Origin of the sequence: Bradyrhizobium sp. PSBB068, assembly GCA_016839165.1 — a bacterium.
GTDB lineage: Bacteria > Pseudomonadota > Alphaproteobacteria > Rhizobiales > Xanthobacteraceae > Bradyrhizobium.
This window is the reverse complement of the sequence record CP069300.1, coordinates 7228935-7242447: the sequence shown is the minus strand read 5'-3', so window position 1 is coordinate 7242447 and position 13513 is coordinate 7228935. Positions and strand designations below refer to the sequence as shown.

Genomic DNA, 13513 nt, shown 5'->3' with positions numbered 1-13513 from the left:
ACAGCGCGCAGGACATCAAGATGCTGAGTGCCGACGAGCTCGAACGCTATGCCCGCCACATCGTGCTGCGGGAGGTGGGTGGCCCCGGCCAGAATGCGCTGAAGCAGGCCTCTGTGCTGGTGATCGGCGCCGGCGGCCTCGGCGCGCCGGTGCTGATGTATCTCGCCGCCGCCGGCGTCGGCCGTCTCGGCGTGATCGACGACGATGTCGTGTCGCTATCCAATTTGCAGCGCCAGATCATCCATACGACGTCCGACATCGGCAAGCGCAAGGTCGACAGCGCGGCGGCGCAGATTCACGCGCTCAATCCGCACGTGACGTTCGAGGCGCATCCGATGCGGCTCACCGCCTACAATGCGATGGCGCTGATTTCAAACTACGATCTCGTGCTCGAAGGCTCCGATAATTTCGAGACCCGCTATCTCGTCGCCGATGCCTGCTTCCTGGCGAAGCGGCCGCTGATAACAGCGGCGCTGGGCCAGTTCGACGGCTCGCTGACCACGATCCGCGCCCACGAGAAGAATGCGGACGGCGTATTCAATCCGACCTATCGCTGCCTGTTCCCGGAGGCGCCGCCGCCCGGCACGGTGCCGGCCTGCGCCGAGGCCGGCGTGATGGGCGCGCTGGCCGGGCTCATGGGCTCGATGATGGCGCTGGAAGCGATCCGCGAGATCGTCGGCTTCGGCGAGGGCCTGGTCGGCCGCCTGCTGATGGTGGATGCGCGCGCGATGCGGTTCGAGACCCTGCGCTACGCGCGCGACCCGCAGAACCCGCTCAATGGTGATGCGCCTGGCATCACCGACCTGAGCGGGCATCGGTAGAGTTCATCAGGACGCTGTCGCGGACTTCTCGCTGTCCATGTGCCGCAGATGCTCCTCCGGATAGCGTCCGCCGGCGGCGGCGCCGGGCGGAAATGCGTCGGCGAGCGCGGCATGGATGGTGGCGATGCTCTCGCTGCGGTCGGCGGGGTCGTAGAAGTCCGACACGCCCATGCAGCCGAGGCCGAGCTGTTCGGGATGCTCTGGACAATCAAGAATGGGTTGTTCACTATACCGAACAATGCAGGATTTCGATCTTCGCGACCTCGACGCCTTCGTGGCGGTGGCACGCACCCGCAACTTCCGGCGCGCCGCGCTGGAGAGCCGCGTCTCGGTCTCGAGCCTCAGCCAGCGGCTGCGCGACATGGAGGAGCGGCTCGGCGTCCGCCTGATGAACCGCACCACCCGCAGCGTCGCGCTGACCGAGGCCGGCGAACTGTTGCTCGCCCGTGTCGCGCCGGCGATCGCCGATGTTGGCGATGCGATCACGGAGGTGCGTGGCTTGCGCGCGGAGCCGTCCGGGCGCCTGCGCATCAACGCGCCGCCGCCTGCGGTCGATCTCGTGCTGGCGCCGATGATCGCGCCGTTCCTCGCCAGATATCCGAAGGTCGACCTTGACCTCGTGGCCGAGAGCGCGTTCGTCGACATCGTCGCGCAGGGCTTCGACGCAGGCGTGCGCTATGGCGAGCATCTGGCGCAGGATATGGTCGCGGTCCCGCTCGGCGCGCCGCAGCGCTACGCGGTCGTGGCGTCGCGTGACTATGTGGCAAAGCATGGCCGGCCGATGCATCCGAAGGATCTGCTGGCGCATGCCTGCATCCGCACCCGCTTCAGCAACGGCGTGATATTCGATTGGGAGTTCGAGAAGAACGGTCGCGTGGTGAAGATTTCGCCGCCGGCCAAGCTGATCGCGACCCATCTCGGCCTCGCGCTGCGTGCGGTCCATGACGGCGTCGGCTATTGGGCGACATTCGAGGGCTATGTCCGCTACGGCGTCAAGTCCGGCGCGCTGGTCAGCGTGCTCGACGACTGGTGCCCGCCGTTCGACGGCCCGTTCCTCTATTATCCGAGCCGCCGCCAGCCGCGGCCCGCGCTCGCCGCCTTCGTGTCGTTCGTCGCCGACTGGCGTAAGCAGGCGAGGCGGAAGACGAGGAAGTCGAGCTAGATCCACACCGTCGTCCCGGCCCCCGTGCGCAATTGCGCACTAGGCCGGGACGACACTGAATGCGTGATTCCAGCGTGCCCGGCAGTCGCCGTGACTTCACCCGCTACCTTTGCCGGGCGTGCCGAGTTGCCTGGCCGGCCGCACCGGCTGCTTTGCATGGGGTTGTTTTCGATATTTTGCTGGCAGCTCCATCCCGGCTGCAGGTTCCCCTACAGCATGCTGGGCAGCACGCGGTCCGGCGGCTTGTGGGCGTCGAGGAAGGTCCGGATGTTGATGATCACCTTTTCGCCCATCTCGACGCGGCCTTCGATGGTGGCCGAGCCCATGTGCGGCAGCAGGGTCACCTTGCCGGCCCTGGCGAGCCGCACCAGCTTCGGGTTCACCGCGGGCTCGTGCTCGTAGACGTCGAGGCCGGCGCCGCCGACATCGCCGGCTTCGATCAGCTTGATCAGCGTGTCCTCGTCGATCACCTCGCCGCGCGCGGTGTTGACGATATAGGCCTCTTTGCGGATCAGCTTGAGCCGCCGCGCCGAGAGCAGATGATAAGTCGCCGGCGTGTGCGGGCAGTTCACCGAGATGATGTCCATCCGCGCCAGCATCTGGTCGAGGCTTTCCCAATAGGTCGCCCCGAGCTCGTCGGCGATCATGGGCGCCACCGGGCGGCGGTTGTGATAGTGGATCTGCAGGCCGAAGGCACGGGCGCGGCGCGCCACCGCCTGGCCGATGCGGCCCATGCCGATGATGCCGAGCCTTTTTCCCCCGATGCGGTGGCCGAGCATCCAGGTCGGCGACCAGCCGGCCCAGTGCTGCTTGCCCTCGGTCAGGATCGAGGCACCCTCGATCATCCGTCGCGGCACCGCGAGGATCAGCGCCATCGTCATGTCGGCGGTGTCCTCGGTCAGCACCTTCGGCGTGTTGGTCACGGTGATGCCGCGGGCATGCGCGGCCGCGACGTCGATATTGTCGACGCCATTGCCGAAATTGGCGATCATCTTCAGCCTGCAGTCGGGCTGGTTGATCACGTCCTCGCGGATCATGTCGGTCACGGTCGGCACCAGCACGTCGGCGGTCCTTGCCGCTTCCGCGATCTGTTCCGGCGTCATCGGCGTGTCGTCGAGATTCAGTCTGGCGTCGAACAGCTCGCGCATCCGGGTCTCGATCGAGTCCGGCAGCTTGCGGGTGACGACGACGAGTGGCTTTTTCTTCACCGACATGTCCTGCTTTCATGAGGCGCACGGCTCGCCAAAAACCGAGCCGTTGAGGCCTCATTAACCCGGTTGTTCGACACTGCTGATAGCCGCGCAGTCCCGGCGTTTCCTTCGCGTTTCCTAGGGTTCCCCGATACTTGCCCCAGCTTTCGTCGGGGGAAATTCGGGTGTTCTGGCGCTTTGGCGTTCCGTCCTCTCTAGCAGAAGGCCGGGCCAAGACAAGAACCCCTCGGATCCTCGAATGCCGGAACGAATGGCGCAGGGCCTGCGGGCGCGGGTCTGGATTTGAGTTGCAGCTCGCCGAATGCGGGTTGGGCATCTCGGCAGGAGACGAGTTGATGGTGTGGCGTTTCGGTTCATTGGTGGCGCTGGTCGGGAGCGTGCTGAGTGCGTCGGTCAGCCCCGGACATTCCGCCAAGGATTTGAGCCCGACCACCAGCGGCCTGCCGATCCCGCGCTATGTCAGCCTGAAATCCGATCACGTGAACGTCCGCGCCGGCCCGACCAAGGACAACGACGTCGCCTGGGTCTACACGCGTTCGGGGCTGCCGGTCGAAATCACCGCCGAGTTCGAGAACTGGCGCCGGGTGCGCGATTCGGAAGGAGCGGAAGGCTGGGTCTATCACTCGCTGCTGTCCGGCCGCCGCACCGCGGTCGTCACAATGAAGAACAAGGACGACCTGGCCTCGCTGTACGATCGTCCCGATGCCACCAGCGCCATCGCGGCGCGCCTGCAGGCCGGCGTCGTCGCGCAGGTCAAGAAATGCGCCAACAACTGGTGCCGGGTCACCGGCAGCGGGTTCGACGGCTGGATTGAGCAGCAGCGCCTGTGGGGCGTCTACGCCGATGAGAAAGTGGACTGAGGCAGTCCTGAAACGACAATGGCCGGGACGAGCCCGGCCATCACGTCTTAATCCGTAATAGATCGGGTCAGCGCTTCTTGCGCAGCCGCACCACCATGTCGACGCGGGAAATCTCGTAGCCTTCCGGCACGTCGGGCATCTTCGACAGCACGAGGTTCGGGTCGGGAATGTCGACCAGCTCGTGGTTATGCTCGAGATAGAAGTGGTGATGCGTCGACACGTTGGTGTCGAAATAGGTCTTGGTGCCGTCGACACTGACCTGGCGCAGCAGGCCGGCATCGGTCAGCTGGTTGAGCGTGTTGTACACGGTCGCCAGCGACACCGGAACCTTGGCCAGCGTGGCTTCCTCGTACAGCATCTCGGCGGTCAGGTGGCGCGCGCCCTTGCCGAACAGCAGCCAACCCAACGCCATGCGCTGGCGGGTCGGCCGCAGGCCGGCCGACTGCAACATCTCGTTGACGTCATGCCACGGACAGCCGGTCAGGGCAGGGTGGTGCCCGCCGCCACGGACGGTCGGGTGCACGACATCATCGTTCACAGCCGGTACTTCCTCGTTCATATCCACTCTATGCACCCAACTCAGGCAATATTCCTCATAAATATAAAAAGGATGCCTGTCAGATGCAAGTTTTTCGCAACTAGAACAAATCCAAGCAGCGGTAGAAACCTATTGGATGACGGCCATTTGTCATCGGAATGCCGCTTTGCCGCCCAGTTAGCCCTATGTTAGAGAGCGCGCGGACCACATATGCGCTTTCGGCAGAGATAACAGGCCGGTAGCGTACCCAGGTAGCGCCAAGATGCGGGACAGGTTATTCCGGTTCCCGTGGGTAGATTAAGGTCCGACCAAGCAAAAGCGCTTCATCGGGATATCAGAGGTGGATAGAGGATGCTGGATCGGCGCGGCGGTTACGAATACGAGGATTTGCTGGCTTGCGGGCGGGGCGAGCTGTTTGGTCCCGGCAATGCCCAGTTGCCGCTGCCGCCGATGCTGATGTTCGATCGCATCAGCGATATCTCGGAGAACGGCGGCGAGTTCGGCAAGGGGCTGGTGCGCGCCGAGCTCGAAGTGAAGCCGGATCTCTGGTTCTTCGGCTGCCATTTCAAGAACGATCCGGTGATGCCGGGCTGTCTCGGCCTCGATGCCATGTGGCAAATGGTCGGCTTTTACCTTGGCTGGATCGGTGGCGAAGGTCGTGGCCGCGCGCTCGGCCTCGGCGAGCTGAAGTTCTCCGGACAGGTGCTGCCGCACGCGCGCAAGGTTGTGTACAACATCGATATCAAGCGCGTGATGCGGTCAAAGCTCGTGCTCGGAATTGCCGACGGGTGGCTTTCCATGGACGACGAGATTATCTATCGCGCCAAGGACTTGAAGGTCGGTTTGTTCAAGCAGGGCACGGCGCCGTCTTGAGCAGGATCATCATGCGGCAACATAAAGGCAGGGCGAGGCGAACATGAGGCGGGTTGTCATCACGGGGATGGGTATCGTCTCGTCCATCGGTAACAACACCCAGGAAGTGCTTGCGAGCCTCTATGAGGCGAAGTCGGGCATTTCACGCGCAGAGAAGGCCGCCGAGCTTGGCTTCCGGTCGCAAGTGCACGGTGCGCCGACACTCAATCCCGCCGAGGTGATCGATCGCCGTGCGATGCGATTCCTTGCAGAAGGTGCTGCCTGGAATCACGTCGCGATGGAGCAGGCGATCCGTGATTCCGGCCTCGAGGAGAACGAGGTCTCCAACATCCGCACCGGCATCATCATGGGATCCGGCGGACCGTCGACGCGCACGCTGGTCGAGGCCGCCGACATCGCGCGCGCCAAGGGCCCGAAGCGCGTTGGTCCGTTTGCGGTGCCGAAGGGCATGTCCTCGACCGCATCGGCGACGCTCGCGACCTGGTTCAAGATCAAGGGCGTGAACTACTCGATCTCCTCGGCCTGCGCGACGTCGAACCACTGCATCGGCAACGCCTATGAGACGATCCAGATCGGCAAGCAGGACGTCATCTTCGCCGGCGGCTGCGAGGAGCTCGACTGGACGCTGTCGGTGCTGTTCGACGCCATGGGCGCGATGTCCTCGAAATACAACGACACGCCGGCCACCGCCTCACGTCCCTACGATATCAGCCGCGACGGCTTCGTGATCGCCGGCGGCGCCGGCGTCGTGGTGCTGGAAGAGCTCGAGCACGCCAAGGCGCGCGGCGCGCGGATCTACGGCGAGGTCGTCGGCTACGGTGCGACCTCGGATGGATACGACATGGTGGCGCCGTCGGGCGAGGGTGCCGAGCGCTGCATGCGCATGGCGATGTCGACGGTGGACACGCCGGTCGACTACATCAACCCGCACGCCACCTCGACGCCGGCCGGCGATCCGCCGGAGATCGAGGCGATCCGCAAGGTGTTCGGCACCGGCGACAAGTGCCCGCCGATCTCGGCGACCAAGGCGCTGACCGGCCATTCGCTCGGCGCCACCGGCGTGCAGGAAGCGATCTACTCGCTCTTGATGCTGAACAACGGCTTCGTCTGCGAGAGCGCGCATATCACCGAGCTCGATCCCGTGTTCGCCGACATGCCGATCGTGCGCAAGCGGATCGACAACGCCAAGCTCACGACCGTGCTGTCGAACTCGTTCGGCTTCGGCGGCACCAATGCCACGCTGGTGTTCAGGCGGCTTGACGCCTGATTTCGCCTCTCTTCGCCTGCTGAGGGAGGTCCGCAGCCGGCGCATGGGGATATTGCAACGATCCGGAATGGGGTGGGAATGATTATTGAACCGCGCGTGCGAGGCTTCATCTGCACGACGGCGCATCCCGTCGGCTGCGCCACGAATGTCCGTGAGCAGATCGCTTACGTTCTGAAGCAGGGCCCGATCGCGGACTGCCCCAAGCGCGTCGCCGTGCTCGGCTGCTCGACCGGCTACGGCCTCGCCAGCCGCATCGTCGCGACCTTCGCCGGCGGCGCCGATACGATCGGCGTGTCGCTGGAGCGCGAGCCTTCGGAAAAGAGAAGCGCCAGCGCCGGCTGGTACAACAACCGCGCCTTCGAGATCGAGGCCGAGAAGATCGGACGGTCTCCGCTCACGCTGGAAGGCGATGCCTTCTCCGACGAGATGAAGAAGGACTTCATCGAGCGCGTGCGCGAGAAGTTCGGGCAGCTCGATTTGCTGGTCTACAGCATGGCCGCGCCGGTCCGCACCGATCCCGACACCGGCAAGACCTATCGCTCGGTCATCAAGCCGCTCGGCGCGCCGGTCGAGATCAAGACGCTCGACACCGAGACCGGCGAGGTGTTCCAGACCACGCTCGAGCCGGCGAACGAAGAGCAGACCGCGGCGACCGTCGCCGTGATGGGCGGCGACGACTGGAAGCGCTGGATCAACCAGCTTGCGGACGCCGGCGTGCTGGCGCCGGGCTTCCGGACGCTCAACTACACCTATATCGGCAGCGAGCTGACCTGGCCGATCTACTGGAACGGCACGCTCGGCCGCGCCAAGGTCGACCTCGACAGCAAGGCGCAAGCGATCCGCGGCCGGCTCGGCGCGGACGCCGCTCGCGTCGTGGCGCTGAAGGCCGTGGTGACCCAGGCGAGCTCGGCCATTCCGGTGGTGCCGCTCTACGGCACCGTGCTGTTCAAGGTCATGAAGCAGCTCGGGCTGCATGAGGGCTGCATCGAGCAGATCGATCGCCTGTTCCGCACCCGGCTCGGCAAGGACGTCGCGCTCGACGATGCGCAGCGCATCCGGGTCGACGATTGGGAGCTGTCACCCGAGGTGCAGACGGAAGTGTCGCGGCGCTGGCCGCTGCTCACCACCGAGACGCTCGGCGAATTGGCTGATCTCGGCGAGTACAAGAGCCAGTTCCTGCGCCTGTTCGGCTTCGGCATCGACGGTGTCGACTACACCCAGGACGTCGACCCGCGCGTCGTCCCGGGCTAGGCCGTTCGGAAAATCACACGAGTAGCCACGGACCTGTCTTTTCCTTCCCCTGAAAGGGGGAAGGTCGGGATGGGGGTTAGCCGCAGGCGATGCTGCGAGCAGAGAGAGCAGATCCCCACCCGCTTTGCTCTGGCGAGCAAAGCGACCTCCCCCTTTTCGAGGGGATGTTAAGAGTGACCCCGCGATTGCGCTACGCGAGATGGCAAATTGGCCATGTCATCGTCGTTGCCTTGGTGCTCGCCACCGTGCGTAAAGCCTCGCGGTGCTTCGCGGGGTCTTCAATTCTAGCGCAGCTATGCGTAATGAACGGCCTTACCGGCTCATACCCCGAGCGTCCCGGCCTTCGCCGCCGCATAACGCTCGGCCACGGCTTTCCAGTTCACCGCATTCCACCACGCCTTGAGATAATCCGCCCGGCGATTCTGGTAGGTCAGGTAATAGGCGTGCTCCCAGACGTCGTTGCCGAGCAGCGCACGCTTGCCGTCCATGATCGGATTGTCCTGGTTCGGCCGGGTCTCGATCGCGAGCTTGCCGTCCGTGGTCACGGTGACGAACACCCAGCCGGAGCCGAACACGCGGCCGCCTGCGGCGTTGAAATCGGTCTGCAGTTTCTCGATGCCGCCGAGGTCGCGATCGATCGCGGTCAGCACCTCGCCATCGGGCTTGCCGCCGCCGGGTCCCATGATCTGCCAGAACATCGTGTGGTTGGCGTGGCCGCCCATGTTGTTGCGCACGCCGGTGCGGATCGTCTCCGGCACGCTGCCGAGATTGGCGAGCACGTCGGTGATCGGCTTCTCCGCGATCTGCGGATTGTCCTTGGCGAAATTATTGAGGTTGGTGACGTAGGCCTGATGATGCCGGTCGTGATGGATTTCCATCGTCCTGGCGTCGATATGCGGCTCCAGCGCATTGGTGGGATAGGTCAGCGGATCGATCTTGAATGGCCCGGCTGGGGCCTGCGCCGTGGCCTGGGCGAAAACGAAGCGTGGCGCGGCTGCGACCGCGGCAGCCGTGGTTGCCGCAAGCACAAGATGGCGGCGGGATATGGGTGACATCGATTCCTCCTGACCTGAAGCGCTATCGTCGTCTACGACAGCGCATGGCGAGATACGTGCAAGCAACCTTAAGGCGTTTCAAAGACGGTCATTGTGACGCTGCGTCGGAATCTCGCATTGTCCCGGCAGAGGCCGCGTGCGTCGAAGCATCGGACAAAGCAAAAAGGGCGGCCTTTCGGCCGCCCTTCGTCGTTTCGTTTCAGGCAGGCTTACTCGCCGGCGGCTTCGCGCGGCGCCGGAGCGTCGCTCTTCTGCTTGGCCTCGAGGTCCTCGCCGGTCTCCTGGTCGACCGCCTTCATCGACAGGCGGGTCTTGCCGCGATCGTCGAAGCCGAGCAGCTTGACCTTGACCTTGTCGCCTTCCTTGACGACGTCGGAGGTCTTCTGCACGCGGCTGGCGGCGAGCTGGCTGATGTGGACGAGGCCGTCCTTGGCGCCGAAGAAATTCACGAACGCGCCGAACTCCATCACCTTGACGACGGTGCCCTCGTAGATCTGGCCGATCTCCGGATCGGAGGCGATCGACTTGATCCACTTGATCGCAGCCTTCATCGCCTCGCCGTCGTTGGAGGCGACCTTCACGGTGCCGTCGTCCTCGATGTTGACCTTGGCGCCGGTCTTCTCGACGATCTCGCGGATCACCTTGCCGCCGGTGCCGATCACTTCGCGGATCTTGTCGGTGGCGATCTTGAAGGTCTCGATGCGCGGAGCATATTCGCCGAGCTCGGCGCGCGCCGCGGTCAGGGCCTTGGACATTTCACCCAGGATGTGGATGCGCCCTTCCTTGGCCTGGCCAAGCGCAACCTTCATGATCTCCTCGGTGATGCCCTCGATCTTGATGTCCATCTGGAGCGAGGTGATGCCCTGGTCGGTGCCGGCGACCTTGAAGTCCATGTCGCCGAGATGATCCTCGTCGCCGAGGATGTCCGACAGCACCGCGAAGCGCTGACCCTCGAGGATCAGGCCCATGGCGATACCGGCGGTCGGCCGCTTCAGCGGCACGCCGGCGTCCATCAGCGACAGCGAAGCGCCGCAGACCGAAGCCATCGAGGACGAGCCGTTCGACTCGGTGATCTCGGAGACCACGCGGATCGTGTACGGGAACTCGTGATGCGGCGGCAGCACCGGGTGGATCGCGCGCCAGGCGAGCTTGCCGTGGCCGATCTCGCGGCGCTTGGTGCCGCCGAGCCGACCGGTTTCACCGACCGAGTAGGGCGGGAAGTTGTAGTGCAGCAGGAACGTTTCCTTGTACGTCCCCGACAGCGCGTCGATGTACTGCTCGTCCTCGCCGGTACCGAGCGTGGTCACCACCATCGCCTGGGTCTCACCGCGGGTGAACAGCGCCGAGCCGTGAGCGCGCGGCAGCACGCCGGCTTCGGCGATGATGTTGCGCACGGTCTTGACGTCGCGGCCGTCGATGCGCTTGCCGGTGTCGAGGATGTTCCAGCGAACGATCTTGGCTTCCAGTTCCTTGAACACCGCGGCAACGCGGAGCTTGTCGTATTTCGGCTCCTGGCCTTCCGGGAAGAAGTGCGCGAGCACCTTCTCCTTGACGGCGCCGACCGCGGCATAGCGTTCCTGCTTGACCGGGATCGCGTAGGCCTTGCGCAGCTCCTGCTCGGCAAGGCCGAGCATTTCCTTCTCGATCTCCGAATTGTCGATCGTGGTGACTTCGCGCGGTTCCTTGGCGGCCTTCTCGGCGAGCTCGATGATCGCGTTGATGACAGGCTGGAAGTGGCGGTGGCCGAACATGACCGCGCCGAGCATCACATCTTCGTTGAGCTCCTTGGCTTCCGACTCGACCATCAGCACGGCGTCGGCAGTGCCGGCGACGACGAGGTCGAGCTGGGTCTCGGTCATCTCGTCCAGCGTCGGGTTGAGGATGAACTCGTCATTGGCGAAGCCGACGCGGGCGGCGCCGATCGGGCCCTTGAACGGGGCGCCCGACAGCGTCAGTGCGGCGGAGGCGGCGACCAGCGACACGATGTCCGGATCGTTCTCCATGTCGTGCGAGAGAACGGTGACGATCACCTGGGTCTCGTTGCGCCAGCCGTCGACGAACAGCGGACGGATCGGACGGTCGATCAGGCGGGAGACCAGCGTCTCCTTCTCGGTCGGACGACCTTCGCGCTTGAAATAGCCGCCGGGAATGCGGCCCGCGGCGTAGGTCTTCTCCTGGTAGTCGACCGTCAGCGGCAGGAAGTCGACGCCTTCGCGCGGCGTCTTCGCCGCGACGACGGTGGCAAGCACCACGGTCTCGCCGTAGGTCGCCATCACGGCGCCGTCGGCCTGGCGGGCGATCTTGCCGGTTTCAAGTTTGAGGGGACGTCCACCCCAGTCGATCTCGACGGAATGCGAATTGAACATTTCGGTTTCTTTCATGGTTTCACGAAAGCACGGCGCCCTGGAACACAAAGACCATGCCAAGACGGCGAGACACTGACGCGCTGCTGCGGTCAGCATCCGGCGATCCTGCCATGGTCCCTGGATTTCGGATGGCGTCCATCCTTTCGGTCATTTGGGCATCTTGCCCGGTCCAGCGGCCGGATTGCTGCTGGACGCTAGTTGGCATGGCGCGACTGCCATGCTGCGCATGATCATCTTTCGACAATTCGAAAGCCCGGGTTCACGGACGACCATGCGAAAACGCGCGCGAACCTTCGCGCGCGTGCTTCTCAAATCAACGACGGATGTTGTGCTTTTCGAGCAGCGCCTTGTAGCGCGCCTCGTCCTTGCGCTTGATGTAGTCGAGCAGGGAGCGGCGCGTCGACACGAGCTTCAGGAGGCCGCGGCGTGAATGGTTGTCCTTCACATGGCTCTTGAAGTGCTCGGTGAGGTTATTGATGCGTTCCGACAGGATCGCGACCTGAACCTCGGGCGAGCCGGTGTCGCCGGCCTTGTTGGCATTCGTCTTGATGACTTCCGCTTTGCGTTCTGCGGTAATCGACATCGTCAGTTACTTTCATTGTTGCGAGCCGGACCGGCAGTCAGTCCGTTCAGGTTGAACACGCGCTTGGGGATGAGTTCGCCATTGCCAATTTCGGCAAGCGCGAGAAGTCGGCCTGCCACCGTGACATAGACTGTGCCGCTGGTATTGGGCGCATCCCGTCCGCGCAACAAAACGGCTTGGCCCCGGTGGAGCCTTGCCGCATCAGCCCGTGTGACGGCCAGTGCCGGGATGTCGTCCAGCGCGGTCTCAACGGGCATAAGCGCGTCGGCGAGGCTGCCCTCGCCAGACGCGGCTCTATTGCATAAAGCCTCCAAATGTTCCAGCGGAATCATGTCCGCTTCGGTAAACGGACCGACCAGGGTCCGCCGCAGGGCGCAGATATGGCCGAAACAGCCCAGAATCCGGCCCATATCGCGGGCCAGCGCTCGGACATAGGTTCCCTTGCCGCACTCGGCCTCGAACACGGATTGTCCGTTATCTCCATGTTCCACAAGGGCTAATTCGTGAATCTCGACCGGGCGGGGCTTTAGTTCCACGGTCTCGCCGTCGCGTGCCAGATCGTAGGCCCGCTCGCCCTGCACCTTGATCGCCGAATATTGCGGCGGGATCTGCTCGATCACCCCGGTGAAGCGCGGCAGCAGCTCGCGGATCGAATCGGCAGTCGGCCGGCTCTCGCTGGTCCGGACCGGCCGCCCCTCGGTGTCGTCGGTGTCGCGCTCCTCGCCCCAGCACACCGTGAAGCGGTAGCGCTTGCGGCCGTCCATCACGAACGGCACCGTCTTGGTGGCCTCGCCGAGCGCGATCGGCAGGCCGCCCGAGGCGAGCGGATCGAGGGTGCCGGCATGGCCGGCGCGCTTGGCCTGGAACAGGCGCTTGAGCACGGCAACCGCCTGCGTCGAGGTCATGCCGATCGGCTTGTCGAGCACCACCCAGCCATGGACGTCGCGCTTGTCGCGGCGCGGTTGCTGGTTCTGCCGGCCCTGCTTCTGGCGCGGGTCGTTGTTGGTGCGGCGCGCATCGTCGCTGCGCTGCCCGGCAAAGGCATCCCGCTCAGCGTCGCGCGCGTCGGCATCCTTCGCGTCGATAACGCTGTTGGTCGTCATCACAGTCATTCCTCGTCGTCCGAATCGGGTGCAAGGTCTCGCTGCACCGCAGGTGTCCGCAGTAGTTTCTCGATGCGCGCCGCCTCGTCGAACCGCTCGTCGACGCGGAAGCGAATGTCGGGTGCAAATTTCAGGTTGACGCGGTGCGCGATCTCGCCGCGAAGGAACTTCTTGTTGCGCTCGAGCGCTGTGATCACCGTGTCGGTGTCGCGGCCGCCGAGCGGCATCACGTAGATCGTCGCGAGCTTCAGGTCCGGCGACATACGCACCTCGGGAACGGTGATGATGTGGCCTTCGAGATCGGGATCGTGGACCTCACCCTGCGACAGAATCTCGGCAACTGCATGGCGAACGGTTTCGCCGACGCGCAGCTGACGTTGTGAGCCGCCGGGGCTGGAACTCTTCTTTTGACGGGGCATGACC

General features: G+C 64.5%; 14 protein-coding genes. 6 read left to right on the top strand and 8 right to left on the bottom strand.

Features of this window, described 5'->3' with window-relative positions; translation table 11 throughout:
* Window positions 1-20 precede the first annotated feature (20 nt).
* Complete coding sequence (moeB, locus tag JQ507_33575) at window positions 21-821, top strand: molybdopterin-synthase adenylyltransferase MoeB (protein ID QRI69719.1); 801 nt, start codon at window positions 21-23, stop codon at window positions 819-821.
* Window positions 822-827: 6 nt separating this feature from the next.
* On the opposite strand, the gene JQ507_33570 is transcribed toward moeB, so the two are convergent.
* Window positions 828-992 carry a hypothetical protein gene (locus JQ507_33570; GenBank protein ID QRI73651.1) on the bottom strand — a complete coding sequence of 55 codons (165 nt, stop codon included), beginning with the start codon at window positions 990-992 and terminating at the stop codon, window positions 828-830.
* A 67-nt stretch (window positions 993-1059) separates the two neighbouring features.
* Here JQ507_33570 and JQ507_33565 point away from each other — a divergent pair, with 67 nt between their 5' ends.
* A complete protein-coding gene (locus tag JQ507_33565) occupies window positions 1060-1983 on the top strand; it encodes a LysR family transcriptional regulator (GenBank protein QRI69718.1) in 924 nt (307 codons plus the stop codon).
* Between the two features lie 209 nt (window positions 1984-2192).
* Here JQ507_33565 and JQ507_33560 read toward each other — a convergent pair whose 3' ends face one another.
* Window positions 2193-3197 (bottom strand): D-glycerate dehydrogenase, encoded by a 1005-nt coding sequence (locus JQ507_33560; GenBank protein QRI69717.1) that lies wholly within the window; start codon window positions 3195-3197, stop codon window positions 2193-2195.
* Window positions 3198-3526: 329 nt separating this feature from the next.
* Here JQ507_33560 and JQ507_33555 point away from each other — a divergent pair, with 329 nt between their 5' ends.
* A complete protein-coding gene (locus tag JQ507_33555; GenBank protein QRI73623.1) occupies window positions 3527-4054 on the top strand; it encodes an aspartyl-trna synthetase in 528 nt (175 codons plus the stop codon).
* Between the two features lie 67 nt (window positions 4055-4121).
* Here JQ507_33555 and JQ507_33550 read toward each other — a convergent pair whose 3' ends face one another.
* A complete protein-coding gene (locus JQ507_33550; GenBank protein ID QRI73622.1) occupies window positions 4122-4505 on the bottom strand; it encodes a transcriptional repressor in 384 nt (127 codons plus the stop codon).
* Between the two features lie 438 nt (window positions 4506-4943).
* Here JQ507_33550 and fabA point away from each other — a divergent pair, with 438 nt between their 5' ends.
* From fabA to JQ507_33535, 3 genes are all read left to right on the top strand, one after another.
* Window positions 4944-5465, top strand: coding sequence for a 3-hydroxyacyl-[acyl-carrier-protein] dehydratase FabA (fabA, locus tag JQ507_33545; GenBank protein ID QRI69716.1), 522 nt, complete (start codon window positions 4944-4946; stop codon window positions 5463-5465).
* Window positions 5466-5508: 43 nt separating this feature from the next.
* Window positions 5509-6732, top strand: coding sequence for a beta-ketoacyl-ACP synthase I (gene fabB, locus JQ507_33540; protein ID QRI69715.1), 1224 nt, complete (start codon window positions 5509-5511; stop codon window positions 6730-6732).
* 78 nt (window positions 6733-6810) lie between these two features.
* Window positions 6811-7983: a trans-2-enoyl-CoA reductase family protein gene (locus tag JQ507_33535; protein ID QRI69714.1), complete on the top strand. Its 1173-nt coding sequence runs from the start codon at window positions 6811-6813 to the stop codon at window positions 7981-7983.
* 320 nt (window positions 7984-8303) lie between these two features.
* On the opposite strand, the gene JQ507_33530 is transcribed toward JQ507_33535, so the two are convergent.
* From JQ507_33530 to rbfA, 5 genes are all read right to left on the bottom strand, one after another.
* Entirely contained in the window at window positions 8304-9038 is a 735-nt protein-coding gene (locus JQ507_33530; protein QRI69713.1) for a superoxide dismutase, read from the bottom strand.
* A gap of 209 nt (window positions 9039-9247) precedes the next feature.
* Complete coding sequence (pnp, locus tag JQ507_33525; protein QRI73621.1) at window positions 9248-11404, bottom strand: polyribonucleotide nucleotidyltransferase; 2157 nt, start codon at window positions 11402-11404, stop codon at window positions 9248-9250.
* Window positions 11405-11717: 313 nt separating this feature from the next.
* The gene (gene rpsO / locus JQ507_33520) at window positions 11718-11987 is read right to left on the bottom strand and encodes a 30S ribosomal protein S15 (GenBank protein QRI69712.1); all 270 of its coding nucleotides are present in this window, start codon (window positions 11985-11987) and stop codon (window positions 11718-11720) included.
* Between the two features lie 2 nt (window positions 11988-11989).
* Window positions 11990-13099 carry a tRNA pseudouridine(55) synthase TruB gene (gene truB / locus JQ507_33515; protein ID QRI69711.1) on the bottom strand — a complete coding sequence of 370 codons (1110 nt, stop codon included), beginning with the start codon at window positions 13097-13099 and terminating at the stop codon, window positions 11990-11992.
* On the bottom strand, window positions 13096-13509 hold the full coding sequence (gene rbfA, locus JQ507_33510; GenBank protein QRI69710.1) for a 30S ribosome-binding factor RbfA: 414 nt from the start codon (window positions 13507-13509) through the stop codon (window positions 13096-13098). The genes truB and rbfA overlap by 4 nt, the downstream gene beginning before the upstream one ends.
* Window positions 13510-13513: the final 4 nt, after the last annotated feature.